Annotated in this window: 28 protein-coding genes and 1 tRNA gene; 19 read left to right on the top strand and 10 right to left on the bottom strand. The window is 71.2% G+C overall.

The genetic code is table 11. From position 1 onward, the window contains the following. Positions 1-51: 51 nt before the first annotated feature. The 10 genes from AC08OJ_RS06880 (at position 52) to AC08OJ_RS06835 (ending at position 7,531) form a co-directional block, all read left to right on the top strand. Entirely contained in the window at positions 52-891 is an 840-nt protein-coding gene (locus AC08OJ_RS06880; RefSeq protein ID WP_476595314.1) for a thiazole synthase, read from the top strand. Next, positions 888-2,051, top strand: coding sequence for a 2-iminoacetate synthase ThiH (thiH, locus tag AC08OJ_RS06875; protein ID WP_476592152.1), 1,164 nt, complete (start codon positions 888-890; stop codon positions 2,049-2,051). The genes AC08OJ_RS06880 and thiH overlap by 4 nt, the downstream gene beginning before the upstream one ends. Before the next feature lie 39 nt (positions 2,052-2,090). After that, positions 2,091-3,326, top strand: coding sequence for an NAD(P)/FAD-dependent oxidoreductase (locus AC08OJ_RS06870; protein ID WP_476595312.1), 1,236 nt, complete (start codon positions 2,091-2,093; stop codon positions 3,324-3,326). A gap of 222 nt (positions 3,327-3,548) precedes the next feature. Further along, positions 3,549-5,180, top strand: a complete 1,632-nt coding sequence (locus tag AC08OJ_RS06865) for a Gfo/Idh/MocA family protein (protein ID WP_476595311.1) — start codon at positions 3,549-3,551, stop codon at positions 5,178-5,180. A gap of 127 nt (positions 5,181-5,307) precedes the next feature. Beyond that, positions 5,308-5,631: an Rv2175c family DNA-binding protein gene (locus AC08OJ_RS06860; RefSeq protein ID WP_476592156.1), complete on the top strand. Its 324-nt coding sequence runs from the start codon at positions 5,308-5,310 to the stop codon at positions 5,629-5,631. A 65-nt stretch (positions 5,632-5,696) separates the two neighbouring features. After that, positions 5,697-5,960 (top strand): sulfur carrier protein ThiS, encoded by a 264-nt coding sequence (gene thiS, locus AC08OJ_RS06855; RefSeq protein WP_462187962.1) that lies wholly within the window; start codon positions 5,697-5,699, stop codon positions 5,958-5,960. Continuing rightward, entirely contained in the window at positions 5,941-6,654 is a 714-nt protein-coding gene (locus AC08OJ_RS06850) for a thiamine phosphate synthase (RefSeq protein ID WP_476595310.1), read from the top strand. Before thiS ends, AC08OJ_RS06850 begins: the two co-directional genes overlap by 20 nt. 52 nt (positions 6,655-6,706) lie before the next feature. Beyond that, a complete protein-coding gene (locus AC08OJ_RS06845; protein ID WP_476592147.1) occupies positions 6,707-6,853 on the top strand; it encodes a hypothetical protein in 147 nt (48 codons plus the stop codon). A gap of 3 nt (positions 6,854-6,856) precedes the next feature. Beyond that, entirely contained in the window at positions 6,857-7,078 is a 222-nt protein-coding gene (locus tag AC08OJ_RS06840) for a lycopene cyclase domain-containing protein (protein WP_476595313.1), read from the top strand. 6 nt (positions 7,079-7,084) lie between these two features. Further along, on the top strand, positions 7,085-7,531 hold the full coding sequence (locus AC08OJ_RS06835; RefSeq protein WP_476595309.1) for a lycopene cyclase domain-containing protein: 447 nt from the start codon (positions 7,085-7,087) through the stop codon (positions 7,529-7,531). Positions 7,532-7,991: 460 nt separating this feature from the next. Here AC08OJ_RS06835 and AC08OJ_RS06830 read toward each other — a convergent pair whose 3' ends face one another. Together AC08OJ_RS06830 and AC08OJ_RS06825 are read right to left on the bottom strand one after the other, a co-directional pair. Beyond that, positions 7,992-8,201 carry a hypothetical protein gene (locus AC08OJ_RS06830; RefSeq protein WP_476592145.1) on the bottom strand — a complete coding sequence of 70 codons (210 nt, stop codon included), beginning with the start codon at positions 8,199-8,201 and terminating at the stop codon, positions 7,992-7,994. 61 nt (positions 8,202-8,262) lie between these two features. After that, positions 8,263-8,469: a hypothetical protein gene (locus AC08OJ_RS06825; RefSeq protein ID WP_476592144.1), complete on the bottom strand. Its 207-nt coding sequence runs from the start codon at positions 8,467-8,469 to the stop codon at positions 8,263-8,265. 508 nt (positions 8,470-8,977) lie between these two features. Between AC08OJ_RS06825 and AC08OJ_RS06820 the strand changes: the two genes are divergently transcribed. Further along, positions 8,978-10,069 carry an MBL fold metallo-hydrolase gene (locus tag AC08OJ_RS06820; protein ID WP_476595308.1) on the top strand — a complete coding sequence of 364 codons (1,092 nt, stop codon included), beginning with the start codon at positions 8,978-8,980 and terminating at the stop codon, positions 10,067-10,069. Between the two features lie 47 nt (positions 10,070-10,116). Next, positions 10,117-10,698: a TerD family protein gene (locus tag AC08OJ_RS06815; RefSeq protein WP_476592142.1), complete on the top strand. Its 582-nt coding sequence runs from the start codon at positions 10,117-10,119 to the stop codon at positions 10,696-10,698. A gap of 48 nt (positions 10,699-10,746) precedes the next feature. Here AC08OJ_RS06815 and AC08OJ_RS06810 read toward each other — a convergent pair whose 3' ends face one another. Further along, positions 10,747-11,064 (bottom strand): type II toxin-antitoxin system RelE family toxin, encoded by a 318-nt coding sequence (locus AC08OJ_RS06810; protein ID WP_462187969.1) that lies wholly within the window; start codon positions 11,062-11,064, stop codon positions 10,747-10,749. 191 nt (positions 11,065-11,255) lie between these two features. Between AC08OJ_RS06810 and AC08OJ_RS06805 the strand changes: the two genes are divergently transcribed. After that, entirely contained in the window at positions 11,256-11,687 is a 432-nt protein-coding gene (locus tag AC08OJ_RS06805) for a CoA-binding protein (protein ID WP_476595307.1), read from the top strand. On the opposite strand, the gene AC08OJ_RS06800 is transcribed toward AC08OJ_RS06805, so the two are convergent. Both AC08OJ_RS06800 and AC08OJ_RS06795 read right to left on the bottom strand, forming a co-directional pair. Continuing rightward, a complete protein-coding gene (locus AC08OJ_RS06800; RefSeq protein WP_476595306.1) occupies positions 11,638-13,305 on the bottom strand; it encodes a hypothetical protein in 1,668 nt (555 codons plus the stop codon). The two genes, AC08OJ_RS06805 and AC08OJ_RS06800, sit on opposite strands and share 50 nt — an antisense overlap. 18 nt (positions 13,306-13,323) lie before the next feature. Continuing rightward, positions 13,324-14,745, bottom strand: coding sequence for a glycosyltransferase family 2 protein (locus tag AC08OJ_RS06795; RefSeq protein ID WP_476592155.1), 1,422 nt, complete (start codon positions 14,743-14,745; stop codon positions 13,324-13,326). A gap of 400 nt (positions 14,746-15,145) precedes the next feature. Here AC08OJ_RS06795 and AC08OJ_RS06790 point away from each other — a divergent pair, with 400 nt between their 5' ends. Further along, the gene (locus AC08OJ_RS06790; RefSeq protein WP_476592139.1) at positions 15,146-15,532 is read left to right on the top strand and encodes a DUF5999 family protein; all 387 of its coding nucleotides are present in this window, start codon (positions 15,146-15,148) and stop codon (positions 15,530-15,532) included. Between the two features lie 231 nt (positions 15,533-15,763). After that, complete coding sequence (locus tag AC08OJ_RS06785; protein ID WP_476592138.1) at positions 15,764-17,275, top strand: phosphatase PAP2 family protein; 1,512 nt, start codon at positions 15,764-15,766, stop codon at positions 17,273-17,275. A 57-nt stretch (positions 17,276-17,332) separates the two neighbouring features. Here AC08OJ_RS06785 and AC08OJ_RS06780 read toward each other — a convergent pair whose 3' ends face one another. Beyond that, on the bottom strand, positions 17,333-18,169 hold the full coding sequence (locus AC08OJ_RS06780; protein ID WP_476592154.1) for an alpha-amylase family protein: 837 nt from the start codon (positions 18,167-18,169) through the stop codon (positions 17,333-17,335). 1,012 nt (positions 18,170-19,181) lie between these two features. Continuing rightward, complete coding sequence (gene aceE, locus AC08OJ_RS06775; RefSeq protein WP_476595305.1) at positions 19,182-22,019, bottom strand: pyruvate dehydrogenase (acetyl-transferring), homodimeric type; 2,838 nt, start codon at positions 22,017-22,019, stop codon at positions 19,182-19,184. A gap of 390 nt (positions 22,020-22,409) precedes the next feature. Here aceE and AC08OJ_RS06770 point away from each other — a divergent pair, with 390 nt between their 5' ends. Together AC08OJ_RS06770 and AC08OJ_RS06765 are read left to right on the top strand one after the other, a co-directional pair. After that, positions 22,410-22,814 carry a secondary thiamine-phosphate synthase enzyme YjbQ gene (locus AC08OJ_RS06770; protein ID WP_476592153.1) on the top strand — a complete coding sequence of 135 codons (405 nt, stop codon included), beginning with the start codon at positions 22,410-22,412 and terminating at the stop codon, positions 22,812-22,814. Between the two features lie 219 nt (positions 22,815-23,033). Further along, positions 23,034-23,471 (top strand): DUF3052 domain-containing protein, encoded by a 438-nt coding sequence (locus tag AC08OJ_RS06765; protein ID WP_011437440.1) that lies wholly within the window; start codon positions 23,034-23,036, stop codon positions 23,469-23,471. A gap of 216 nt (positions 23,472-23,687) precedes the next feature. Here AC08OJ_RS06765 and AC08OJ_RS06760 read toward each other — a convergent pair whose 3' ends face one another. Further along, positions 23,688-24,290 (bottom strand): DUF4234 domain-containing protein, encoded by a 603-nt coding sequence (locus AC08OJ_RS06760; protein WP_476592136.1) that lies wholly within the window; start codon positions 24,288-24,290, stop codon positions 23,688-23,690. A 460-nt stretch (positions 24,291-24,750) separates the two neighbouring features. On the opposite strand from AC08OJ_RS06760, the gene AC08OJ_RS06755 reads away from it, so the two are divergent. Further along, a complete protein-coding gene (locus tag AC08OJ_RS06755) occupies positions 24,751-25,209 on the top strand; it encodes a peroxiredoxin (RefSeq protein WP_011437438.1) in 459 nt (152 codons plus the stop codon). A 101-nt stretch (positions 25,210-25,310) separates the two neighbouring features. Next, positions 25,311-25,382: transfer RNA gene (locus tag AC08OJ_RS06750), tRNA-Val, on the top strand. Between the two features lie 194 nt (positions 25,383-25,576). Here AC08OJ_RS06750 and AC08OJ_RS06745 read toward each other — a convergent pair. Together AC08OJ_RS06745 and AC08OJ_RS06740 are read right to left on the bottom strand one after the other, a co-directional pair. Then, positions 25,577-25,741, bottom strand: a complete 165-nt coding sequence (locus AC08OJ_RS06745) for a hypothetical protein (protein ID WP_476592135.1) — start codon at positions 25,739-25,741, stop codon at positions 25,577-25,579. A 91-nt stretch (positions 25,742-25,832) separates the two neighbouring features. Continuing rightward, positions 25,833-26,093, bottom strand: coding sequence for a hypothetical protein (locus tag AC08OJ_RS06740; RefSeq protein ID WP_476592134.1), 261 nt, complete (start codon positions 26,091-26,093; stop codon positions 25,833-25,835). Positions 26,094-26,197: the final 104 nt, after the last annotated feature.

The following is a 26,197-nucleotide window of genomic DNA, read 5'->3' as shown; positions in this document are numbered from 1 at the left end:
GGGGGCGGTGGTGAGGCCGGGCACGGTGCCGCGGGGGCGGACGATCTCGTCATCGCCGGGCGGTCCTACGGCAGCCGGCTGCTGATCGGCACCGGGAAGTTCGCGAGTCACCAGGTGATGCGGGACAGCCTCGTCGCCTCCGGTGCCACTATCGTCACCGTGGCGCTGCGCCGGGTCGACATCGGCCGGATCGGTGACGGCGACATTCTCGACTTCATCCCGCGGTCGATGACCCTGCTGCCCAACACCTCGGGAGCGGTGGACGCGGCCGAGGCGCTGCGGCTGGCCCGCCTCGGGCGGGCGGCGACGGGCACCGGTCTGGTCAAGCTGGAGGTCACCCCGGATCCGCGCACCCTGGCGCCGGATCCGGTGGAGACCCTGCGCGCCGCCGAGCTCATGGTGGCCGACGGCTTCACGGTTCTGCCCTATTGTTCGGCCGATCCGGTGCTGGCCCGCCGGCTGGAGGAGGTCGGCTGCGCCACCGTGATGCCGCTGGGCAGCTGGATCGGCTCGAACCGCGGGCTGCGCACCCGGGACGCGATCGAGGCAATCGTGGCGAGCGCCGGGGTGCCGGTGGTGGTGGACGCCGGGCTCGGGGTGCCCTCGGACGCGGCCGAGGCGATGGAGATCGGCGCGGCCGCGGTGCTGGTCAACACCGCCATCGCGGTGGCCGCCGATCCGGCGCGCATGGCGCGGGCCTTCGCGCTCGCCACCGCCGCCGGCCGGCTGGGTTTCCTGGCCGGCCGAGGGGCCGCCGGCCCGGCCACGGTGGCGTCCGCCTCCTCCCCGCTCACCGGGTTCCTCGGCGCCCACCCGTCACCGGCGTCGCTCGCGCCCTCGGCGTCCCCGGTACCCGTGCCGGCGGCGGTGGTGGGCGAGGCGTCCAGGTGAGCGCCCCGCCAGGGGAGTTCGCGCGTGAACTTGCCGGTCACGACCTGGCCGGGCTGTCCGCGATGTCGCGGCGGGCCACGTCCGCCGAGGTGGGCACGGTGCTGCGGCGGGTTCGGCCCGGATCCGGCGGGTCAGCCACCCCCCGGATCGGTCTCGCGGAGCTGGCGATCCTGCTCTCACCCGCGGCCACCGCCCGGTTGGAGGAGCTGGCGATTGCCGCCCGGGAGGCGACCCTGCTCCGGTTCGGTCGGGCGGTCCGGCTGTTCGCCCCGATGTACGTGTCGAACGCCTGCCTGTCGTCCTGCACCTACTGCGGCTTCGCCAAGGGCCTGCCGGTGGTGCGCCGCACGCTGGGTATCGAGGAGGTGGTAGTGGAGGGACGCCTGCTGGCCGACCGGGGGTTCCGTCATCTGCTGCTCGTCTCCGGCGAGCATCGCGTCGAGGTGTCGGCCGACTACCTCGTCGCGGTGGTCGAGCGGCTGCGGCCGATGTTCCCCTCGATCAGCATCGAGACCCAGACCTGGTCGGACGACACCTATGCCCGGCTGGTGCGTGCCGGGTTGGAGGGAGTCGTCCATTACCAGGAGACCTACGACCGGGCCCGCTACGCCGAGGTGCATGTCGCCGGCTGGAAGCGTGACTACGACCGGCGGCTGTCCTCGTTCGAACGGGCCGCCCGGGCCGGGGCGCGCCGGCTCGGGATCGGCGCGCTGCTCGGGCTCGCCCCGGACTGGCGCGCTGACGTGCTCGCGCTGGCCGCGCACGCATCCTTTCTCTCCCGTCGCTACTGGCGGACCGAGGTCTCGATCGCGCTGCCGCGCATCAAGCCGAGTGCCAGCGGGTTCCCGCCGGTCGTCGTCGGTGACGCGGAGTTCGTCCAGGCGTACGCGGCCCTGCGCCTGTTCGAGCCGGACCTGTCGCTGTCGCTGTCGACCCGGGAGCCGGCGGTGCTGCGCGACGGGCTCGTCCGCATCGCCGTGACCACCATGAGCGCCGGTTCCTCCACCGAACCCGGCGGCTACACCACGCCCGGCACGGCCCAGGAACAGTTCTCGATCTCCGACGAGCGTTCGCCGGCACAGATCGCCGCGATGCTCGCCGAAGCCGGGTACGAGCCGGTGTGGAAGGACGCCTTTCCGCTCGTCGACCCGGTGCGGTGACGGCGGCCCGGCGTCGCGGGTCATCGATAGTCTGCTCGAATGCAGCGAATAGTCGTCGTGGGCGCGGGAATGGCGGGGGGCCGGGCCGCCGCCGAGGTGCGCGCACGTGGTTTCGCGGGAGAGGTGATCCTGCTCGGGGCGGAGCCGCACCGGCCCTACGATCGTCCGCCCCTGTCCAAGGCCGTGCTCTCCGGCCGTATCGACGACACGACGTTGCCCTTCGACCTCGACGGGGTCGAGGTGTGCCTCGGGCGGCGGGCGACCGGCCTGCGACCGGGCACCGTGGAGACCGACACGGGGCCGCTGGACTACGACGGCCTGGTGCTGGCGACGGGAGCTGAGCCGGTAACCCTGCCGGGCGACGGCCCGCAGCGGGTCCTGCGTTCCATTGACGACGCTCGGCGCCTGCGTGACGCTCTGCGCCCCGGCGTCCGGCTCGTCATCGTCGGTGCCGGCTGGATCGGCGCGGAGGTCGCCACGGCGGCGGCAGCGATCGGTGCCGAGGTCACCGTCGTGGAGGCGGCCGCCTCGCCGCTGTTCGCCGCGCTCGGCGCGCAGGTGGGCCGGTGCACGATCGCGTGGTACGCCCGGGCCGGGGTCACCCTGCGCCTGGCTACGGCCGTGGAGCGGGTCACCTCCGACGGGCTGGTGCTGGCCGGCGGTGAGGAGCTGATCGCGGACGAGGTCGTCGTCGGCGTCGGGGTGCGGCCCGGTATCGCCTGGCTCGCCGGTTCCGGGCTCGCCCTCGACCGGGGAGTTGTGGTCGACGAGCATCTCGCCGCCCAGTGGGCCCATGGTGCCGACGATGCCGACGGCGACCCGCCGCCGGTGGTCGCGGTCGGTGACTGTGCCGCCTGGTGGTCGCGTCGCTACGGGCGGCGGCTGCGGGTCGAGCACTGGGACTGCGCCCAGCAGTCGCCCGCGGTCGCGGTCACCACGCTGCTCGGCGGGGAGGCCGTCTACGACCCGGTGCCCTATTTCTGGTCGGAACAGTTCGGCCGCATGGTGCAGTTCGCGGGACTGCCCTCGGCGGAGGCCGACCTGGTGTTCCGGGGCGATCCGGGCGTCGTCGTGCCGCCCGGCGGCGGGCGTCCGCCCGGCTGGTCGGCCGGGTGGTTCGCCCGGGACGGCCGTCTCGAAGCGCTGGTCACCGTGGGGCGCCCGATGGACATGGTCGCCGGTCGCCGGTTGATGGCGGCCGACGGTATCCCGGATCGGGAGCATTTCGCCGATATCTCCGTGTCGATGAAGGAACTGGCCGCGGCAAGTCGATGACGCCCGGTGACGGCCCGGCGTTCCCGGCGTTCCCGGTGTTCCGGGTTTTCCCGGCGTTCCCGGCGTTCCCGGCGTTCCGGTCGGCCGGATGGCGGGATTTCTGGATATCAGGATCATTGGTGCCCCTGCCGGCCATTGCGTTATGTGCGCATCCTTGTGCGGATCCTTGTTTGGCGACCCCAATCGCCGGAACGTCAGGAACGGTCACTAGAGTGCGGAGACGTGCCTCGCATTCACCTGGTGTCGAACCTGGCCGGTGTGAACGCGCTCGGCGACCATTTGCGGGCAGCGGGTCTCGGCCCGACCTCGGCACGGTCGGCCGACGCGCTTCTCGTGCTCATCGACCGTCCGCTCGACCACGTCGAGCAGGAGTTGCTGGACCGGGCCCGGCAGACCGTCCCGGTCCTGCTCGCCGGGCCGACCATGCGGGCGCTGCCGCCGAGAAGTCTGCTCATCGAGGCGTCCGGTCTCATCCCGGGGCGGACCACCGCGCCCTACGGCCTGCGGTTGACCGTCGGGCCGCAGGGCGGCGCGGTCATGGCCCGGTCCGCGGACTTCCGCCCCCGGGAAAGCTGGATCATCCCCGACAAGATTGCCGACGACGTGGAGCGGCTGCTCCTGGTCCGGCACGAGATGGGCGAGCATCCCGTCTGCACCTGGCGGCCCTCCACGGGCCTCGGCATATTCACCCTGGGTACCGGTCCCGCCGTGCTCGCCGATCCCGCCTACCACCGGCTTGTGGGACGTTGGCTGCGGCACTGCCTCGGCGTGCTCGACGCCGCGCCGGCCAGGGTCGGGCTGCTGGGCACCCCGGACACCACCGGGACGCACCACTCGGCGGTGGACGCGACCGAGGGTCTGGAACTCGCCGCCCTCTGTGACGGCGGTGCCGGCCGGCTCCCGGCGCACGCGGCGGGTCGCCCGCCGCGCCGCGTTGACGACCCGGACGACCTGGTCAACGATCCCGATCTCGGGGTCGTCATCGTGGCCACACCGACCCACACCCGGCTCGAATGGGCCGGTCGTGCGCTGGAGGCCGGCAAACACGTCGTCGTGCACGCCCCGCTCTGCCTGTCGACCCCGGACGCCGACCAGCTTGCGGAGGCCCGGTCCCTGGTGCTCGCGGTGTATCCGGAGGGTCGGGACGACCCGGGCTACCGGGCGGTCCGCGCCGTCGTGCACCGCGGCGCCGTCGGCGAGCCGCTGCGGCTGGACGCCCACCGGGGCGGGTTCCGCCGGCCGGCCGGCACCTGGCACGACGACGAGCGGATCAGTGGTGGGCAGCTCCATGACCGGGGCAGCGCCTGCGTCGACCAGATCCTCGCCCTCGTCGACGAGCCCGTCGAATGGGTCAGCGCGTCCACCGTCAAGCGGGTCTGGCACCACGTCAGCAACGCTGACCACAGCCGGCTGCTGCTGCGTTTCGCGAGCGGGGCCGAGGCGCAGGTCACGGTCTCCGATCTGACGGTGGCCCGGCGCCCGCGGTTCGAGGTGCTCGGGTCCACCGGATCGCTGATCTTGGACGGCGGGGCTTCCCGGGACGGCGGGGCTTTCCGGGACGGGGAGGGGAAGCTGGTGCCGCGGTTGGGACGGCACGCCGGTCGCCGGTCCGAGGCCGAGATGCTCGAGGCGGAGGCGGCGTCGCTCATGCTGATCACCCATGACGGGGTGCGCAGCCACATCCCGCTGGCACCCACCTCGGGCAGTATGTTTCACCGGGACTTGGCGGACTGTCTCGTCTCGGGCTGGCCGCTGTCCGGCTACGGCGTGGAGACCGCCCGTCCGGTGGTCGCGGTGCTGGAGGCGGCGGTGCGCTCGGCGGCCGCGGGCGGCGCCCAGGTGGCTCCGCTCTGACCCGTTCCGGCCGGACTGTCCCGGCCGGGAACTGCCTGGTCATCCGGTCGCCGAGGGGCGCGGCCAACGTCCGCGGCCGCGCCGGCACCGTACGACGCCATCGAGACTTGGGTGTTTACTCTTGACCATGGACTGGCTGACCCTGCCTGACGTCGCCGATCAGCTGCAGGTTCCCGTGACCCGTGTCCGGCAGATGGTGCGCGACCGGACGCTGCTGGCCCAGCGGGAGGGGGGCGTCCTGCGGGTGCCTGCCGATTTCATCCGGGACGGCGCCGTCGTCAAGGGGCTGTCCGGATTGCTCACGGTGCTGGCCGACGCGGGGTTCACCGATGAGGAGGCGCTCGACTGGATCTTCCGGGAGGATCCGAGCCTGCCGGGCACCCCCATGCAGGCACTCATCGAGAACCGTGGCAAGGAGGTCAAACGGCGGGCCCAGGCGTCGGCCTTCTAGCCCCGGCCCGGTCCCGGCCGTACCCACCGCCCGCACGGCGGGCGCTGCTCCCGTAGGGTCGAAAAATGGTCGATCGTCCGCTGCACTCGCACTCGCACCCGCGTGCGCACCTGGAGCCGCTCGCCCGGGCGCGGGTCGTCGTCAATGGTGCGCCGCGGGGCATCCCGAGTGGCCAGCCGCTGCCCGACCTGCTCGCCGAGCTGGGCCTGCCGTCCGGTTCGGTGGTGGTCGAGCACAATGGCGTGGCGCTGACGCCGTCCGAGATGCCCGCCGTCCGGCTCGCCGACGGCGACATCCTGGAGATCGTGCGTGCTGTCGCCGGAGGTTGAGGGATCGTCGCCGCGCGCCGGTGGGCCGGCCCGGGCGGACCGGTTGCGGCGGCTGGCCGACGCCCGCCTGTACCTGTGCACGCCGCGTCGGGCCGAGTTCGACGCCTTCCTGAGCGCCGTGGTCGGCACGCCCGAGGCCCCCGGGGTCGATCTGATCCAGCTCCGGGAGAAGGGGCTCGAATGGGACGAGGAGCTCGGCGGGCTGCGGCGGGTGCAGGCCGTCGCTGGCGCCAGGGGAGTGCTGGTCAGCGCGAATGACCGTGCCGACCTCGCCGCCTTCGCCGGGGTCGACATCCTGCACGCCGGTCAGGGCGATATCCCGCCGCGGTTCGCCCGGCGCCTGGTGAGCCCGGACGTGCTGATCGGACAGTCGACGCACGATCCCGACCAGTTCCTCGCGGCGCTCGCCGACCCCGACGTCGACTACGTGTGCGTGGGGCCGGTGCACGCCACGCCCACCAAGGAGGGCCGGCCGCCGGTCGGCCTGGGCCTGCCCCGGCTGGCCGCGCGGCACGCTCCTCCGTTCGTCCCGGGCGTGAAGCCGTGGTTCGTCACCGGTGGCGTCGGTCCGGATACTCTGGATGAGATCCTCGCGACGGGAGCGCGCCGCGTGGTGGTCGTGCGGGGCCTCACCGGGGCCGAGGATCCGGCCGCGAGCGCCGTTGCCCTCGCTCGGCGTCTGCGCGCTGTCTGAGAGCCGTCTGAGAGTTGTCGATGCGCCGTCCGAGCCTCCGCCCCAGCCACCGATGCGCCATCTGAGCTACCTCGCGGTCCTGGCGGGATGCCTGCTCGGAACGGCGCCGCTCGAGGTGTTTCTGGGCACCCGGGTGTACGCCCGGCCGGTTCGGCTGCTGCTGACCCTCGCCCCCGTCATCGTGATCTTCGTTGCCTAGGACCTGTTCGCCGTCTCCGCGGGGCACTGGAGCTTCGACCGGCGCCGCATCACCGGGGTCCTGCTTCCGGGGAGCCTTCCCCTGGAGGAGCTGCTGTTCTTCGTCGTGGTGCCGATGTGCGCGATCCTGACGCTGGAGGCCGTGCGCGCGGTGCGGGGCTGGGACGTCGGCGACCGAGCCCGCCCATCCGAGCGCGACGCGTTCCGGTGGGACTCCCGATGGTGATCGGCCGTGAGCTACACGGCCCTAGCGGTCGTCGGGGTCGCGCTGGCGATCGCGATGGACCTGTGGGTCCTGCGGACCCGGCTGCTGACCCGGCGGGTTTTCTGGACTTCCTACGCGATCATCGCATTGTTCCAGTTGATCTCCAACGGGATCCTCACCGGGTTCGGCGTCGTCGTCTACGACCCCCGCCGGATCCTCGGCCCGCGGATCGCACACGCTCCGGTCGAGGATCTGCTGTTCGGCTTCGCGCTGGTGACCCAGACGTTGGCATGGTGGGTCTGGTGGGGGCGCCGGCTGCGGGGCGGGCCGCCCGGCCGGCTCCGCAGCCGGCGGACCGGGGAGAGCCGGGAGGCCGGCGACAACGGGAGTAACGGGGACAACGGGAGTAACGGGGAGAATCGGGGCATCCCGCCTCGGCCCGAGGGTCGAGAGAGATCTCAGCGTACTTCGTGACGGAAACGAGCGAATTGGTCCCCTAGCGAGAATCCGTCGGCTTAATCTTGTCATGATGACGCATGATGGTGCGGGGGCCCGGGATCGCCGGGACGTCACCGTTCTCCCTGGGGGCGTTCAGGTCGGATCCTGCCGATCCGGTGGGGACGCATCATTGCTGTAGTGGTTGCGTTGGTCGTCATCGTTGCGGGTCTGGTGGTTGTGCGTGGGCGGATGGCCGGCGACCATCGTGCGGGTTCCTGCCGGAGGCAGGCCGGGTGCGCCGGTCGCACCGCCGGCACCCGTGCCCGGTGACGAGGACGGGCCGGCGGACGTGACGGCAGCCCCGGTCACTGCTCGGCCGGGTGCCGGTCCAGCCCTTCCCACCGCGCCCGTGGCCTCCCCGAGTGCCGGCCTCGGGTCGGTTCCGCCGCGGGTCGCCCCGACCGCCGCGAGACCGCGGACCGGACCGCCGCCTGGGTCACCGGCCGTCCCGGTCGCTCCGCGGCCCTCCGGCCCGGCCCTCGGCCTGAGCTCGACCAGGGCCGACCTGGGTGACGTCGACTCCGTCTGGCGGCTTGACCTGCGTGGCGAGGGCACGGCGCCGGTCGACGTCGTGATCGGCGCCAGCCCGTCCTGGCTCATCGTGATGCCCGGCCGGTCGCGGATCGATCCGGGGGCCGTCGTCCACCTGGTGATCACTCTTGACCGGGCGGCGGCACCGTCCGGACCGATCGACGTGACCGTTCCGATCAGGCCCCGCGAGGGGGCGGCGGGGGCGACGTGCGGGTCATCGCCAGGGTCGACGGCTCGCCACAGGTGGTATCGATGGTTGCGGCGCCGACGACGCTGTACCCGTCCGGCTGCGCGCTGGCCGCCAGGTCGACCGCGTCCCCGGCAACCGCGTCCCCGGCAGCGGTGTCCACGGTGACGGTGTCCGTCGTCGACGCGACCGGCATCTTCGCCGTGGAGCTCGTGGTGAGCCTCCCCGACGGAGGCAGGGCGAGTGTGTCGCTGGTCTGGTCCTTGACCGGGCGACGGGTAACCGGTCGACGTGGTCCGGCCCGGTGGGCCCGACCCGTGTGGCCGGGGCAATCACCTACACGGCTACGGTGACCGATCTCGACGGGCGGCGTTCCCGGGCACCGGGATCCCTCACCGTTCTGCCCTGCCCCTCCTGATCGGCGCGGTGGTGGCGGTGGTGGCAGCGGTGGCGGTGGGAAAGTATGGTGCCGCCCGGTTCGGGGGGTACCGGACGGCACGGTATAGCACGACAGATTGGCCAGGACGCGCCAAGGTTTCGTCGGGTGGTGAAGGTATCATCGCGACGACCATTCGTCGCGGATGGGGAACGATCAGGGGCGCGGCATCATCCAAAGACGGGTGGCGCAGGCCCAGAGACGGGTGTTGCAGGTCCGGGGCGCCGCGGTACGCGATGCACGCGCCGCCGGGCGCCGGAGAAAACGGGTGGGTGAGGTCGTGGACGCTGCTCTCGGGGATGTCGGTGTGCCGCGTCAGACCGGGCCGCAGCCGGCCGTGGAGCGGGCCGGTCGGGACGGTGCCGCGCGGTGGCGTCGACCCCTGCCGCCGGTCGAGCAGGTGCGTCCGGGATTGTGGAGTATCCCCGTCCCGCTGCCCTGGGCCAAACCGGCGCACGTGTTCGTGTACGTCTTCGAGACTTCCACGGGCCCGTTCCTGATGGACGCCGGCTGGGACTTCGACGAGGCGTTCGACGCGTTGCAGGCCGGACTGGCGATGATCAGGATGTCGGTGGCCGACGTGCAGGGCGTCGTGGTGACCCATGCGCACCTGGACCACTATGGCCTGGCGCCCCGGATCCGGGAGGCATCCGGGGCGTGGGTCTCGTTGCATCCCCTGGACGAGGCGATGCTCCGGCACTTCGAACATGGTTACGCTGACCGGATCTCCGAGCTGATGACCCGGGCTGGGGCGCCCGCCGAGATGACCGAGCGCCTGCTGGCGGGCTACCAGCAGCCGGCCCGGGGCCTGCCGCGACCCGATATCCTCATCGAGGACGGCGACCGGCCGGACATCCCGGGCTGGGATCTCACCGCACTGTGGACACCGGGCCATTCGCCGGGACACCTCTGCTTCTGGGAGCCGACCAACCGGCTGCTGTTCTCCGGGGACCACGTTCTGCCCTCGACAGCGGTCGGGGTACCCGCGCCGGAGGAGGCTGCTCCTGATCCGCTGGGCGACTACCTGCGCTCGCTGGCCCGGCTGCGGGGCCTGCCTGCCGAGGAGGTGCTGCCGGCGCACGAGCACCGGTTCACCGGGCTGGAGCGCCGGCTCGCGGAGCTCGACGCGCATCACGCCGGCCGGCTGTCCGAGGTCGTCGAGGGACTGCGCGCGGGTGCCTCGCGGGTCTGGGACGTCGCCGGGTACGTGACCTGGCATCGGCCGTTCCGGAACCTGCGGGGGGTGGCGCTGCAGAACGCCGTGATGGACACGACGTCGTATCTCGCGACGCTGGAGGCAACCGGCGCGGCGCGTTCCGAGCCGGGAACACCAGACCGGTGGCGCCTGATCGAGCCGTAGGGCCCGCCGGTCGGCAGGGCGGGGACCATTGGTATTAGGGTGAGGATATGACCTCCGTGTCGCTGTCCAAGGGCGGCAATGTCTCGCTGAGCAAGGTCGTCCTCAACCTCACTGCGGTGACGGTGAGCCTGGGGTGGCAGGTGCGGCAGACCACCGGTGCCGCCTACGACCTCGACGCCAGCGCGATCATTGTGAATGACGCCGGCCGGGTCCTTTCCGACGGCTATTTCGTGTTCTTCAACAATCTGGTGAGTCCGGACGGTGCGGTGAAGCACCTGGGTGACAACCTGGTCGGTGGCGGCGGCGGTGACGACGAGCAGATCAACGTCGACCTGCGGACGCTGACCCCGCAGGCGGCGAAGGTCGTGTTCACCGTGTCCATCTACGATGCCGACTCGCGTCGGCAGGCCTTTGGCCAGATCCGTAACGCGTTCATCCGGGTGACGGACGCGACGAACGGCGCGGAGGTGGCCCGTTACGACCTCACCGAGGATGCCTCCACGGAGACGGCGATGATTTTCGGCGAGCTGTACCGCTACGGTGGGGAGTGGAAGTTCCGCGCCGTCGGCCAGGGATACGCCTCCGGGTTGCGCGGGATCGCCCTGGACTTCGGCGTCAACGTTACCTGACTGACCGTACGAGTCTCGTGACCGCTGACCGCCTCCGCTCCCACAGGTTCAGACGCGGCGCCATCCGGTGGCGGGGCGGGCGTTGCCGATCGTCGGCACGACCCGGGAGCGGGCTCCTCGCGGCGCGACGACCATGACGCGCACAGAACAGGTGTTGGCGTCGATCCGGTAGAGGATCCGCCAGGTCCGCCCGCTGGCCTCGTGCATGCCGACCTGCTCGCCGGGGATCGGAGTGCCGGCCTTGCGCGGATCGTCGCGCAGGGCACCGTCGAGGAACCGGCGGACCTCGCCGCGGGTGAGCTCGGCCAGCTTCGACAGGTCCCGCTCGGCCGAGGCGGACAGCGTCACCTCGTGCTTGTCACTCACCGCCGGCTCCCGTCCCGCCGGCCAGCCGTCCTCCGGCGGCCGGAAGCGGGGAAAGCTCCACGTTCTCCACGTGAAGATCCTATGCGCCCGCCTCCACCGGGGCTCGCGCTTCTCGCCCCCATGCGGGGAAACGGTAGCCATCATTGCCGGGAGCCGAGAAGCCCTTCCGCGGTCCGGATGAACCGGGTGGCATGGGCGGTTATGCAGGTATGCGCTTCGGAGACGACGACACCATTCGCCGCATGCTCACCGACACCGAGGTCTGGGCGGTGGTGGGGCTGTCCAACGACACCCGCCGGACCGCCTACAGCATTGCGGACTACCTGCGACGGCACGGCAAGCGTGTCGTACCTGTGCACCCCTCGGCGCCTACGGTCGCGGGGGAGCAGGGATACGCGACGTTGAGCGAGATCCCGTTCCCCGTCGACGTCGTCGACCTGTTTGTCCGGTCGGAGTTCGCCGGCCCGGTCGTCGACGAGGCAGTGAAGATCGGCGCGAAGGGTGTCTGGCTCCAGCTCGGCGTGCGGGACGAGGCTGCCGCGGTGCGTGCGGGCGAGGCCGGGCTGGACGTCGTCATGGACACCTGCCCGGCGATCGAGGCACCCCGGTTGGGGCTCGACTGAGCAGTACGAAGCGGCGGGTCGCGAGCGCGGCGGCAGGCGGGAAGAGCACGAGGACGGGGAGCAGGTAGCGGTAGTCGAAGCACACCGTCGCGGCCGGGACGATGAGCGTGGCGGCCCCGGCCGCCACGAGGAGGGCCATGTCCGCCCGCAGCCGTCGATCTTCGGCGGCCCGGTCCCGCAGACCTCCCCGGCGCCGGGTGCTGTGGTTTCCCGGCGACGCACGGCGGTCCCGGTCCGGGGTTATGATCGCGGCGATGGTGACGATCATCATCGCGGCCAGGGCCGGACCGGGCGTGAAGACGAGACGCTGGTAGCTCCGCAGGAAACCGGCGGACGGCTCGCGGATGACGCGGGTGGGCGCGTCCCCGTGGAAGCCGAGCAGTGGCTCGTTGTTGTGCAGGTAGCGCGGTTCGTCACCGGTCGGGAACCGCCAGGTCGCGTCCGGCCAGTCGCGGTGCCCGACCGGTCGGCCCGGGGCGAAGTAGTGCGCGATCTCCCCGCCGACCATCCGGGCGTAGTCACCGAACTGATACCGGATGACCTGGCGGGTGAAGTCGTGCAGCAGCGCGTCCCGCTTGTCGTCGGGCATGTCGAGCCGCCAGTGCGGGCTGTTGCCGTTCCAGACGTAGTAGCTGGGATCGGGCCGCCCCGTCACCGGATGCGGGGAGCACAGGACGAGCTGGCGTGTGCTCAGGTGCAGGCGATCACATTCGGCGATCGGTGCCACCCGGCCGTACATCCACACCGCGTCCCCACCGGTGAGCGCGTATTTCCCGTGCGCGGTGTGGAACCAGCCCGCGTAGCCGACGAGTGGAACGGCGAGCATCACGGCGAAGGCGGCGGACCGGAGCCATCCGACGCGACGAAGAAGCAGGTAGCCCACGGCGAGCACACCCATGGCGACCCCGATGGTGCGGACCAGGCCCGCCCCGCCCAGTAACAGGCCGGCGAGCTCGCACGCCCACACCGACGGTCGTGCCGACCAGGTCAGGGCGATCATCGCGGCGACCAGCAGGACCGCGAACAGTGTCTCGGCCATCACGTAGTGCTCGAGGACAAGCTGGTAGGCGTCCAGCAGGACCGGCGCGGCGGCGAGGGCCGCTACCGGGGCCGCCACTCGGCGGTGGACCAGCAGGACGTAGATCCCCACCCCGAGCGCCAGGCCCGCGACGTGCTGGACCACTGTCACCCACCACAGGTCGCCGGTGTGCGACAGCAGGCGCAGGAAGGCGGGGTAGCCGGCCGGCCGCATCGGGTCGGGCGCGTGCAGGGTGGAAAGTCGCAGGTAGGCATAGGAGTCGCCGTTGAACTCGAACGCCGGCCGGTAGGCGTGCCCGGTGACCACCCGCAGCGTCATCCCGGCGACCAGGAGAACCGCGAAGGGTAGATGCCGCGCGACCGGCCGGGCGGGTCGGGCCGGCTGGGCGGAGGCCGGACCCGATGCACGGCGCCGCGCGTTCGGGCCATAGAGCGGGCCGGGGTGCTCCCCGGACGGCACCCGGCCCGGGGCGGCGAGGTCATCCGCGGGGTCATCCCCGAGGACAGCGGGATCGCGTAGGGAGACGGGCGCGGCGTCGCCGGGCAGCGGTGGAAAGCGGCGTCTGCCCAGGACGGCCATGATGAATATCCGCCGTTCTCAGAACCTGACGACCTCGGCCGGGTGTTCCGGCGCCTCGAAGAACGGGCCGAGACCGGGCGTGTCGGCCCGTGGGCCGCTCGCCCCGGCCCGGGTGGAGTCTGTCCCGACCCGGGTGGAGCCTGGGCCGGCACTCGCAACCGCGCCCGCGTCAGGGCCCGTGCCGGCACGGGTACCGCGGGCCGACGCCCGCTGATGCCCCCCGCTGGGCCCGGCGGTCAGCAGCCGCAGGAAGAAGGATCCGAAGGCGGTCTGCGCGCCCAGCACCATCAGCGTCATCGCGAGCAGTGCCGGGCGCATCTCGTTGAGCGGCCCGAGATTGTTGGCCAGCCAGCGGATGAGGACGACCACGTCCACGACGAATCCGACGATGAACAGGCCCGCGCCGAGCGCAAGCCCGCGTTCGAGGGTGAACAGGCGGTGGATGAGCGGCAGTGGCCAGCGGCGGCGCTCCTGCCAGCCGAGGGCGTGGTTGTGGACGTCGGCGCAGACCCCCAGCAGCACCAGTTGCCAGCCGAGCAGCGCCAGCAGCGCGAACAGGATCGAGAAGTGCAGGTCCAGCCGGTGGAAGCCGAGATTGAGCGAGCCGGGCAGCAGCGCCGCCTGGCCCGCGATCCCGAGCGCCAGCAGCACCAGGCCGGGCAGCACGAACAGGTGCCTCGGCGCCAGCAGCAGCATGAACCGCAGGTGCCGCCAACCGTCCCGCAGGGAGTGCAGCTTGGAGGCCCCGACCCGCGGATGGTAGGTGATCGGCACCTCCTCGATCCGCAGCTCGGCGCGGCCCGCGGCGATCACCAGTTCGGAGGCGAGCTCCATCCCCTCGCAGCGCAGCTGCATACGCAGGTACGCCTCTCGGCTGAAGGCCCGCATGCCCGAGTGCGCGTCGGAGGAACGGACGTCGAACAGCCGGTTCAGGATGCCGGTGAGTGCGGGGTTGCCGACGTAACGGTGCAGCCAGGGCATCGCTCCCGGCAGGATCTCCCCGGCGAAGCGCGACCCGAGCACGTAGTCGGCCCGCCCGGCGCGCAGCGGAGCGAGCAGGACGCCCAGATCTGAGAAGTCGTAGGAGTCGTCGGCGTCGCCCATCACGATCAGCCGGCCTCGGGCGGCGGCGAACCCGGCCAGGTAGGCGTTGCCGTAGCCGCGCCGGGTCTCGCGGACGACCCGGGCACCCGCGGCGGCGGCGACGTCCACCGACCGGTCCGTGGACCCGTTGTCGACAACGACGACCTCGCCCGCGGCACCCGCGGTGGCCAGTCCCGCAAGGGCCTTGTGTACGCAGATGCCGACCGACTCCTGCTCGTTCAGACACGGCATGACGACCGACACCTCGACCGGCTTTCCGCCGGCACGCGGGCCGGAACCCCCGCCGGTGGGGAGGCCCCCGAAGGTATCGGTACCGACACTCGTGGCGCCGTCCATCGTCCGTACCCCCTTGTGGCCGGGCATGTCCGGGTCCGTGGCCGTTCACTGGTGCCTGTCCGTGGCCCTGCCGTGTCGATGCCCGGTCGCCGGGGGCAACGGGCGCCGTTCATGCAGGTGGGCGCATCAGCGGAACCGGCCCACGTCATTGTTGCGGTCAGGGTGGCGGAACCGCTCGGCCACCGCCCCGTAATCTACCGATCCGATGGTCCGGTCCTGTTACCGGCATCTCGCTGTAGGCACCCCGTGGTCCGCCCGGCTGGTTCCCGATGTGCCGTGTTTCGCATCCGCGCTGGTCACAGCCATTGTCCACGCCGACTTGCGGGCCGGGGTCGCAGACATGTCGGCCCCTTCACCCGCGCCTCGGTGTGACGCTTCTTACGGAGAGGCGTAACGTCTGGTGCTCGTGCAAGCTGTTCGCGTTTCAGACCCGGCATCGGCGTCCCCGGTGCCCTCCGACGACCCGGAGCCATCCTCGCCCGAGCCGTCCTCCGATCCCCTGCCCGCCGGCGCCTCACGCGCAGCCGCACCCCGGCGACGTGGTTGCCCGCACTTCCCGCCCTGCCCCACGGCGGACAGTGTGGATCGTGACGCCGCCCGGGTGGCCAGCCAGCATTGGGACCAGGGCTGGATCCTGCTGTGTAACGGGGTGATCCTGTTCGAGGACACCGGCGAGATCCTGCCGACAGGTCGCACCGTCGAGCCACGACGGGCGCTGCCCCGGCCCGGGGGCGTGGCATGGCCGCCGGCTCCGAGATGGGCGAGCCAGGCCCCGGTCGCGGTCTGACAGGCGCGCTCTGAACAGGCGCGCTCTGACAGCCGCGGCCTGACAGCGAGCTCCTTCTGCTCGCTCCTCCCGCGGGGTTCGGGAGGATGTGAGGTTCATCCCAGTTGATCTGGGTGTCCCCGTTACGGGTACGGTGCCGGCGTGGGGTCAAGGCCGGTAACGAGGCCGGGAACCGGGACCGCTCTCCGCTGGCCCGCGGAGAGCCGGGTCGGTCGGCGTGCCCGGATCCTCATGCGCCGTGACATCGCGCTGGGCCGGACGTTCCTGCACGCCTTCACCAGGGCGGACCGGTCGCTGTTCGCGGCGCTGGCCGGTGGCAGACCGCTGCTCGACCCGGTGCTGCCGCGGCTGTCTCATGCCGCCGATCACGGTCTGCTCTGGTGGGGGGTGGCCGGGACGCTCGGTGCGACGAAGGGACGCCGTCGCCTGGCGGCCGCCCGTGGCCTGCTCGCCCTGGGAGTCGCGAGCGTCCTCGCCAACGGGCCGATGAAGGTGGTGTTCCGCCGGGACCGCCCACCGACTCACACGATTCCCCCGCTGCGGCGGCTTCGCGAGGATCTCACGACGTTCTCGTTCCCTTCCGGGCACGCGGCGTCGGCGGCCGCCTTCGTCACCGGAGTCGCGTTGGACGCGCCCGGCGCGGCAGTGCCGGTGGCCGCGCTCGCCGCCACGGTGGCGTTCTCCCGGGTGTATGTCGGGGTGCACTATCCCGGGGACGTGGCCGCCGGCGTGCTGCTGGGGATCGGGGCGGGCCTGCTGACGACGAAGGTGATGCCGCGTCGGCCGTGGGCCCCTGCCCGGGCCAGCCCCGTGTCGGCGTGGGCGCCTGCCCTGCCCGACGGCGACGGCCTCACGGTGGTGGTGAACGCTCGTTCCGGTCCGGGTAACCACACGGACCTGCTCGCCGTGCTGCGGGCCGACCTGCCCAGGGCCCGGGTCGTCGAGGTCGACGCGGGCGGCGACGTAAGAACCGCGCTGGTGTCCGCGGCGGCGCGGTCCCGTGTGCTGGGCGTCGCCGGCGGCGACGGCACCATCAACGCGGCCGCCCAGACCGCGCTGGCGCACGGCGTGCCGCTGGCGGTCTTCCCCGCGGGCACGCTCAACCACTTCGCCGCGGACGTCGGACTCGCCGGGGCGGGTGACTCGGTGCAGGCGATACGGGAGGGTTCGGCGGTCGCCGTCGGCATCGGCCGGGCCGAGGGCATCAGCGCGACGTTCAGTCGGTTCTCCCGTATCTTCGTGAACACCGCGAGCCTCGGCGGTTACCCGGACATGGTCGCCATTCGTGCACGGTTCGAGCGCCATATCGGCAAGTGGCCGGCGATGCTCATCGCGCTGAGCTGGGTGCTACGCCACGAAGCGCCGTTCGAGGTCGAGATCGACTCCGAGTACCGCCGGGTCTGGCTGATCTTCATCGGCAACGGGATCTACCAGCCCGGCGGGTTCGCCCCCACCTACCGCACCCGCCTTGACGAAGGGCTGCTGGACCTGCGGGTGGTCGACGCCGCGGCGCCGCTTCCCCGGCTCCGGCTGGTGGGGGCGGTGCTGACCGGCCGTCTCGGGCGCAGCCGGGTGTACGAACAACACACGGTCGAACGGGTCACGATCTCATCCCGTCAGCCCGGCCCGCTGCCGTTCGCCTGTGACGGCGAGGTCACGGAGGGGGTGGAACGCATCGTCATCACTCCGGGCGGAGCCCGACTGATCGTCTACCGGCCGTGGCGGCCCGACGCATCCGGCTGAGCCGGGCCGGTGGACCGACAGCCGGGCGGACCGACAGCCGGGCGGACCGCGGCGGCGTCAGCGACCGCGGCGGTGCTGCAACGGGATGAGCGTGTGCAGCGGGCTGGTCAGCCGGGTGAACTGGTCGGCGTCGAGGAGATCCTCGACGAGCAGCGCGCAGGCCAGGTCGGCGCACAGCTCCATGACCCGCCGGTCCTCGCTCGAATCGGTGCCCCGATGGCCGCGGCAGTACGGGCACAACCGCCAGAAGCCCTCGGCGGCGCTGCGCCGGACCAGGGTCCACACCCGGCGACGCCCGGTCACCACGGCGCTCGCGAAGGCGGCGTCCATCGCCATCTGGTGCGCGGAGTCGTCGCGGGTGAGCGCGGACACCAGCAGGCCGTCGAAGACCTCGAGGCTGTCTGGATCGTGGCAGCGCCCGGCGAGGACCGGGAGTGCCGCGAGAACCCGCTTCACGTCCGCCGCGGCCGGGCCGAGGTCGGGTTCGTGTGTGCGCGCGCGGGGGTAGACCGTACGCCACGGACGCATCAGCGCCGCATACTCCGCGCGGCCGAGGATGGGCCGGGCGTAGGAGGCGGCGACCGCGTCGCGCATCGCGCGCAGAGCCGTGGCGGCGATCGTCGGTTCGACGGTGACGTACTCCGCGCCGGTGAGGTCGTCGGCGTAGATCGCGCTCAACGCGTCGAAGGCGGCCAGCACCTCGACGATCAATGGCGAGTCGGGGGAGAGCGCCTTGTCCCGGGCTGCGGCGAGGTACCCCGAGTTGCGCCAGGCGCCGGCGAGCGAGACGAGCTCCGTGTCGGTGGTGTGGACGAGTTGGGCGAGGATGCCGAGAATGCCGCGGAGGTTGGGATGTTCCTCCAGCCGCTCGATGCGACGGGCCCGCAGGATCATGCCGCCGTCCCGCCCGCGCGGCTCGCGCCGCCGCACTGGGACCGCCGTGGGTTCACCGCGCTCCCGCCCGTCCGCGGTACAGGTGATGCCGCCGCGGGTGCGGTGGTCGTCGCGACACCGTTCACCTCGTCCTCCTCGACCGTCGCAGCATGCGCCGCGCGGGCCTCGTCGCGATCCGCAGCCGCGCGCCGGCCGGCCGGCTCCTGATTGACCTGACAATTGAACTGACAGCGACCTGACAGATGCCTGACCGTACCGGACCGCGAAGTGGCCGTGCGGTGATCGGCAGGCGGGTTTTCGTTGCTCTCCGACACCGACGGGGGTCGGGAGTACGTGCCGGAGGCTTCGCTGCCGGCGGTTTCGCGGCTGGTAACGCCGCGTGACCAACCTTTGGACATCACCCTCGAGAGACTAGTGTCCGCGGCGGCGATGCGGAACTCAACGCGTCATCGAGTGGAACATGGGGTACCGCGAAAGCCCCGGGGCGTAGCCGAATCGGGGACGGCGGTGGACCCCGATGAAGCCAAGCGCGGTGGGGTTCATCACGGACAGTGCTGATGCGCTGGGTAACTCCTCCGGGAGGTCCGGACCGGGCGCGCCGGAACCAGGTGCGCCCGGATGCAGAAGGTCAACGCGGTGGGCCCGGAGAATGAAACCCGAGGTCGCGGGGCCGAGATCGGGCGCCAAGGGGATCCGGCGCGCGGCCCGGCGCCCAGTCGGGGTGGCCCGGAGGTACCGATCCGAATGCGGTGGGCCGGATGGGCCGGACGGGCCGGCCTGGAGGTGATGGCCCGAACGCGGTGGGCTCCATCGCGCGGGCCCCACCTTCCGGACCCGCTACCCGGGGCTCCGCGCCGGGTGGGCCCCGCGGGGGTCCGGTCCGGCACCGTGACCTCGGGCTCCCCGGCATCGGGGAGCCCGCAGGTGGCTCCGTCGGCGCAGGGGAGGCCCCGAATGGCCCGGATGCCCGGGCAATCCCGGGGCCGGGCGCTCCGGGGCCTGGGTGGGTCGGTCAGCCCGAGATCGGCCGCTCGTCCTGCTCGGTGCTGGCCACGATCCTGGTGCTGGCCACGATCGCCTCGGGCCCGTTCAGGCCGGCCTCGCCGGCGCGCAGCCCGAATCGCCTGATCGCGTCCTCGACCGTGGTGGCCTTGACCTCACCGGCCCGGACGAGGGCTTCCAGGGTCGCGACGACGATCGACTCGGCGTCGACCTTGAAGTGCCGGCGCAGGGCGGCCCGGGTGTCGGAGCGGCCGTACCCGTCAGTGCCCAGCGAGGTGAACGGCTGCGGAACCCACCGGGAGATCTGGTCGGGCACCGCGCGCATCCAGTCGGAGACCGCCACGACCGGGCCGGCGGCCCCTTCGAGAGCGCGGGTCACGTACGGCACGGCATCGTCGGCCTCGGGGTTGAGCAGGTTGGCACGGTCGCAGTCGAGCGCCTCCCGCCGAAGCTCGTTCCACGAGGTCACCGACCACAGGTCGGCGGCGACCCCGAAGTCGGCGGCAAGGATCTCCTGCGCCGCCAGCGCCCAGTGGATGGAAGTCCCGCTGGCCAGCAGTTGGGCCCGCGGCGGGGAGTCCACGCCGGCCCCCGCCGCCGGAAGCCCGCGGACCAGGCCCTCGGCCGAGCGGAACCGGTACATTCCGGAGATGATCTGCGCCGGGTCGAGACCCGCGGGCTCGGCCGGCTGCGGCACCGGCTCGTTGTAGACGGTGAGGTAGTAGAAGACGTTGTCGTCCCGCTCGCCGTACATTCGGTCGAGCGCCTCCCGGACGATGTGCGTCACCTCGAAGGCGAAGGCGGGGTCGTAGGCCACGCAGGCCGGGTTAGTCGAGGCCAGGAGCAGGGAGTGGCCGTCCTGGTGCTGCAGGCCCTCGCCGTTGAGGGTGGTCCGACCGGCGGTCGCCCCGAGCAGGAACCCGCGGCCGAGCTGGTCGCCGAGCGCCCACATCTGGTCGCCGGTGCGCTGGAAGCCGAACATCGAGTAAAAGACGTAGACCGGGATCATGTACTGCGCGTGGGTGGCGTACGCTGTGCCGGCGGCAATCACCGAGCCCATCGATCCGGCCTCGCTGATGCCCTCGTGCAGTATCTGACCGGTCTCGGACTCCTGGTAGGACAGCAGCAGTTCGCGGTCGACGGCCTCGTAGCGCTGCCCGTGCGGCGAGTAGATCTTCGCCGTCGGGAACATCGCGTCCATGCCGAAGGTGCGGGCCTCGTCGGGGATGACCGGCACGAAACGCGCGCCCATCTCCTTGGTCTTCATGAGGTCCTTCAGCAGCCGGACGAAGGCCATCGTCGTGGCGACGGGCTGTTTGCCGGAGCCCTTCCGGAGCTCGTCGAAGATCTTCGCTGGCGGCTGGGGGAGCGGCTTGGCCCGCACGACCCGCCGCGGGATCGACCCGCCGAGTGCGGCCCGGCGTTCCCGCATGTACGCGATTTCCTCGGAGTCCGGCCCGGGGTGGCAGTAGGGCGGCAGGTCACCTGACAGCGCCGAGTCCGGGATCGCCAGATAGAGCCGGTCGCGGAACTCCTTGAGCTCGCTCTTGGTCAGCCTCTTCATCTGATGGGTGGCGTTGCGGGCCTCGAAGTCCTTGCCCAGGGTCCAGCCCTTGATGGTGTGCGCGAGGATGACCGTGGGCTGGCCCGCGTGCTCGGTCGCCGCCTTGTAGGCCGCGTAGAGCTTGCGGTAGTCGTGGCCACCGCGGGAGAGCTTGCGCAGATCGTCGTCGGAGAGGTCCGCGACCATCCGGCGCAGCCGGGCGTCCGAGCCGAAGAAGTGCTCCCGGATGTATTCGCCCGACGACGTCGAGTAGGTCTGGAACTGCCCGTCCGGCGTGGTGTTCATGCGGTTTACCAGCACGCCGTCGGTGTCCTTGGCCAGCAGCGGGTCCCAGTCGCGGCCCCAGACCACCTTGATGACGTTCCAGCCGGCGCCCCGGAACAGCGACTCCAGCTCCTGCATGATCTTTCCGTTGCCGCGGACCGGGCCGTCGAGGCGCTGCAGGTTGCAGTTGACCACGAAGATGAGGTTGTCGAGCTCCTCGCGGGCGGCCACGCCCAGCGCGCCGATCGACTCCGGCTCGTCCATCTCGCCGTCGCCGAGGAACGCCCACACCCGGCTGTTCGAGGTGTCCTTGATCTGGCGGTTGAGCAGGTAGCGGTTGAACCGGGCCTGATAGATGGCGTTGATCGGCCCGATCCCCATCGAAACCGTGGGAAACTCCCAGAAATCAGGCATAAGCCGCGGGTGGGGGTAGGACGACAGGCCGCCCGACTCGCCCTCGCGCCGGAAGGCGTCGAGCTGCTTCTCCGTCAGCCGGCCTTCCAGGAAGGCGCGGGCGTAGATGCCCGGGGACGCGTGGCCCTGAATAAAGATCTGGTCACCCGAGGCGCTTCCCGGCGAGGAACTGAGATGGTCCTTGCCGCGGAAGAAATGGTTGAAGCCCACCTCGTAGAGGCTCGCGCTCGAGGCGTAGGTCGCGATGTGACCGCCGACATTGAACTCGGGGCGGTTGGCGCGGCTCACCATGATGGCCGCGTTCCACCGGATATAGGCCCGGATGCGGCGTTCGATGTGCTCGTCGCCGGGGAACCAGGGCTCCTGCTCCGGGCTGATGGTGTTGATGTAGTCGGTGCTGGTGAGACCGGGAACACCGACCGCCTTCTCCCGGGCCCGTTCGAGGAGCTTCAGCATGATGAAGCGGGCCCGGCCGCGGCCGGACTCCTCGATGACGGCGTCGAGCGACTCCAGCCACTCGCTGGTTTCGGAGGGATCGATGTCCGGCAGCTGACTCGGTAGCCCGTCGGTGATGACCGAGAACTTCCGGGTTGTGTCCTGCGTCACGCCTTCTCCTGCTCCTCGAGCTTCCCGGGGCCGTCGCGATCATGCGAAAAGGTCCTGATCGTACGATCGCCGGCCTAGTTGTCCCTTTTGCAACGCACCGGGTGGGAACATGCATGATCAATGCGCCGCCGCATCCCGGCCGCTCGCTCATCCCATACGATGCCTGAACTCTGGGTGATCGACCGACCCTTGACGGCCGAGGGGGGAGGTTACCCGGAGAACGGGTATGTCATGGACCATCGTGCTCCATCGCGGCGGCCTCGTCACGTACGTCTTGGTTACTTCCGAGTCGAGACCTGGGCGATGTGCGTTGCGTTGTTGGCCTGTCGTCCGTAGTGCGGCCGATGCCGGGCCCCGCGGTGGTGGACAATCACCCTGATGGCGACCCGGATGAAGACGACGACGCTGTCCGTGCGCACCGGCCGGCGAGAAAGTGTGGTGGATCTCACACCTGATGTGCGGCGGTTCCTTGCCGGTTCCAGCGACGGGTTGCTGTCGGTCTTCGTGCCGCATGCCACGGCCGGCGTGGCCATCCCCGAGTTGGGTTCCAGTAGTGATATCGACCTGCTCGCGGCGCTCGCGGATCTGCTCCCCGCCGACGGCAGATGGCGCCACGCGCATGGAACGTTCGGTCACGGCCGCTCGCATGTGATGCCGGCCATCATCCCGCCCTCGTTGACGGTGCCGGTGATCGACGGCCGCCTCGCGCTCGGGGTCTGGCAGTCCATTGCGCTGGTGGACCTCAACGTGGACAACCCCGATCGAACGGTCCGGCTGTCGTTCCTGGCGGGATGATTCCGCTCTTTCCGGGGTACTGGCGGGGAGTCACACCAGGCTGACCACGCCGTCGCTTGTCCACAACCGACGGCGTGGCACTTGCGCAGTCACCGGAAGGTCCGGTGGACTAGGTCGAGGCGCACCAGCCGATGAGGATCATCGTTGGATGCGTCCACCGAGACGGGACGCCCTCGCGATTACGCGGAGCGTCAACATACGAGCAGGAGGTAGTGGAGGGTGAGTCCGACCGCGGCGAACGCCGAGGGTCAGCGCCGAGCGGAGCGGCTGGGAGTCTCCGCCGGGACCCAGGTGCAGTCGCTTAACGAGGACGACGACATCGCCCAGGACCTGCTGGACGCCGTCACGAGCGCCAGCGGGACCGAGCTTGTCCCCGAGGACTCCGACGACGTCGTCGACATCGTCCTGCTGTGGTGGCGGGAGGATGACGGGGACCTGGCGAACGCCCTCATCGACGCACGGCGGCAGCTGTCCGACGACGGCGTGATCTGGCTGCTGACGCCCAAGGCCGGGCGTGCCGGCCATGTCGAGCCGAGTGACGTGCTGGACGCGGTGCCCACCGCGGGTCTCGTCCAGACCAGCACGTTGAGCGTCGCCCAGGAGTGGTCCGGCCAGCGGCTGGCGGCGCCGAAGTCGCAGCGGGTGCGCCACCGCTGACATAAGGTGCCCGGTCCGGCCGGCCCGGCCGGGCATGGGTCGGTCCGGCCCGGTTCCCTCGGTTTCGGGGTCCGGGTCGAGGCGGGCGTGCGCCGCCGTGCTCGCGTGCCTCGGGGACGGATGCGGGGTGTATGGGCGCCTCCGGCCGCCGCGGGCGGCGTTCGGGGTGGGCCGGGCGGCGGGCGGTCACTGGTAGAGCGGTTACCGGTAGAGCGGTTACCGGTAGAGCGGCACCTGCTGGCCCTCGACCGCCCCGGGGTAGCGGTCCCAGATGCGGTTGATTCCGAACTGCAGGACCAACGCGCCGCCGCCGATGAGGAAGAGAGCGAAGGCCAGGACCGGATTCGTCTCGGCTACCCCGGCCGCACGCTGGGCGCTACGGACGCGGGTGCCGAGCCGCCAGGCCGCGACGAACGGTGGGAAGATGATCATCCAGCCGATCAGGAAGGCCAGCAGCGACAGCGTCGGGTTCACCTCGATGCGCCGGTCATACTCGGCGAGCTCTTTGTTCGTCCGGTAGATCCAGACGAACGGGTAGACACCCAGGGTGATCAGAGGAAGACCCAGCCACACCGCGAAGGGGTTGCGCCTCCTCCCGAGTAGGCCGGACCCCTGGAACGTGTCGGGGGAGCCAGGTGGTCCGGCCAGGCCCGGTGTCCCATAGTCGGGGGTGGCGGGGTAGCCTTGCTGCGGTTCGTGGCCGGTCAGAGACTCACGAAACGCATAGATCGGAAATCCGCCGGTGGATGTGCCCGGTCCGTCGATCGGGTGAGGTTCCTGAGCGGGGTATCCGTGCGGGGTGGAACTCTGATTGGTCAAAGTGGCCCTGTCCTCATCGGTGTCCATACCAGTGGCGGCCGCGGGGCACGGCACCATGCCCCCACGCATGTCCGGCCGGTGCGGCTCCCGCGTTGATCGGCCAGACTAGGGCACTCTGGCCTCGAAAACCCGCACACCCGCCGCATCGGGGTCACCGGATCGGGAAGGACACCTTCCATCCCGGTCTGATCGCCGTGATCTGATTGCCGAGCACGCGGGTGAACATCCAGGTCGGGTGCGGTTCCAGGCGATATGGCGGAGATCCGGAAGGTCGTGTAGGGCACGCCGCGGATGGGCGGCCAGCTTCGAGGTAGCCGGCAATGGCATGCTGGATCGGGACATCCGTGCCGATCGGTGAGTACCCTCGCCGGATCTGGCGCGGGGCCCGTCGCCGTAGTGATCATCCGTTGTGGTCACCGGTCCCTGATCAGTTCCCCACCGTTGTGGAGAGGAAGAGCCCATGGCCGTCGAGGTTGGCTCCGTCGCCCCGGACTTCTCACTGAAGGACCAGAACAACGAGGTTGTCACGCTGTCCGAGTTCCAGGGTAAGCGCAACGTGGTCCTGCTGTTCTACCCGTTGACCTTCACCGGCGTCTGCCAGGGCGAGCTGTGCTCCGTGCGGGACGATCTCGCTTCGTTCCAGAACGACGACGTCCAGGTGCTGGCCGTGTCGGTCGACTCGCCGTTCGCCCACAAGGTCTGGGCCGACCAGCAGGGCTACGAGTTCCCGCTGCTCGCCGACTTCTGGCCGCACGGCGCCGTCGCGAGCGCGTACGGCGTCTTCAACGCGGAGCGGGGCATCTCCCTGCGGGGCACCTTCGTCATCGACAAGGAGGGTGTCGTCCGCTGGAAGGTCGTCAACAACATCCCCGACGCGCGGGACCAGGCCGAGTACCTCAAGGCGCTCGCCATCCTCTAAGATCGTCCTTGCGGGAGCCGGCCTGCGTCTGGGGAGTCGTGGAGGGCCGGCTCCCGCCGGGGCTCGCCGCTGCGTAGTCTTAGTTGACCTCGTCATCTCCCGGGCGCGTAGCTCAGCGGGAGAGCGCTCGCCTTACAAGCGAGTGGTCGCAGGTTCGATCCCTGCCGCGCCCACGGGCTGGTCTTTCATGCTTGCTTCCCTTCGGGAAGCTTCGCCGCCAGCCGCGATGTCTGCTGGGGCCGAGCCCCCCCATGCCCCCCATGGCGGCAATCGGGGCGCTCGAAAGCCGTGAATCGCCGCGGGTGTAGCAACGGGTGTAGCAACGCGCCCGGGGCCACCGTGGGGGAGTGGTCCGGTCAGGCGCCGCTCAGGTGGTCGTCGAGACGGGTGAGCGCGGCGCGCTTGTCCGCCACCTCGCCGCGAACGGGCGGTATGAGATCAGCGTGAGCGGACGGCCGTAGCTGGTCGCGTAGACACCGATCCGCACCGCGAAACCGTTGCAGTCCTTGCAGAGCTGGAGCCAGACCGTCACCGGTCGAGGCCGTCGATGGCGTGTGCGCGGATCGCGGCGAGGATCTGATCCCAGATCGTGGCGGGCAGGCGGATGTGTCCCGGAGGCCCAGCTAGCCGTAGCGCAGGTCAACGTGGCCGTCCGCGTGGCGGACCAGGCCGCCGGCGACCGCCCACTCCGTCCACTCGGCGGTCAGCGTGGTGAACGTGGCCACGCGGGCCTCTTGGACGAGGCCGGACCAGATGACGCCGGGCATCCGGAGCTCGTGGACCTCGCTGGCATACCGGTATTGGATGACGGCTTCCGCGCCGTCGCGGGCGAACTGGGCCGCGGGGGCGCAGGCCGCCCGGTGCCAGTCCAACGGTGTGCCCACCGGGGTGCCGGGGTCGGTTCACCCCATGCGTCTGTCTCCTCGCGTGTGATGGAGCCTCCCCACCCGCGAGCCGGCACCCCGGGGACGAGCCGGGGCGGAGGGAC

The organism is Frankia sp. CgKIO3, assembly GCF_977946435.1.
Note: the sequence above shows the minus strand (reverse complement) of the source record. Positions and strands in the feature narration are given on the sequence as shown.

Bases quoted from the DNA above. Each gene is read 5' to 3' on its own strand.
- AC08OJ_RS06870 (WP_476595312.1), top strand. From the start codon at position 2,091: ATGCAGCGAATAGTCGTCGTGGGCGCGGGAATGGCGGGGGGCCGGGCC.
- AC08OJ_RS06860 (WP_476592156.1), top strand. From the start codon at position 5,308: ATGGACTGGCTGACCCTGCCTGACGTCGCCGATCAGCTGCAGGTTCCC.
- thiS (WP_462187962.1), top strand. From the start codon at position 5,697: ATGGTCGATCGTCCGCTGCACTCGCACTCGCACCCGCGTGCGCACCTG.
- AC08OJ_RS06845 (WP_476592147.1), top strand. From the start codon at position 6,707: ATGCGCCATCTGAGCTACCTCGCGGTCCTGGCGGGATGCCTGCTCGGA.
- AC08OJ_RS06825 (WP_476592144.1), bottom strand. From the start codon at position 8,469: ATGCCGGTCGCGTCGACGACGGACACCGTCACCGTGGACACCGCTGCC.
- AC08OJ_RS06815 (WP_476592142.1), top strand. From the start codon at position 10,117: ATGACCTCCGTGTCGCTGTCCAAGGGCGGCAATGTCTCGCTGAGCAAG.
- AC08OJ_RS06805 (WP_476595307.1), top strand. From the start codon at position 11,256: ATGGGCGGTTATGCAGGTATGCGCTTCGGAGACGACGACACCATTCGC.
- AC08OJ_RS06800 (WP_476595306.1), bottom strand. From the start codon at position 13,305: ATGGCCGTCCTGGGCAGACGCCGCTTTCCACCGCTGCCCGGCGACGCC.
- AC08OJ_RS06795 (WP_476592155.1), bottom strand. From the start codon at position 14,745: ATGGACGGCGCCACGAGTGTCGGTACCGATACCTTCGGGGGCCTCCCC.
- AC08OJ_RS06785 (WP_476592138.1), top strand. From the start codon at position 15,764: ATGCGCCGTGACATCGCGCTGGGCCGGACGTTCCTGCACGCCTTCACC.
- AC08OJ_RS06780 (WP_476592154.1), bottom strand. From the start codon at position 18,169: ATGATCCTGCGGGCCCGTCGCATCGAGCGGCTGGAGGAACATCCCAAC.
- AC08OJ_RS06770 (WP_476592153.1), top strand. From the start codon at position 22,410: ATGAAGACGACGACGCTGTCCGTGCGCACCGGCCGGCGAGAAAGTGTG.
- AC08OJ_RS06755 (WP_011437438.1), top strand. From the start codon at position 24,751: ATGGCCGTCGAGGTTGGCTCCGTCGCCCCGGACTTCTCACTGAAGGAC.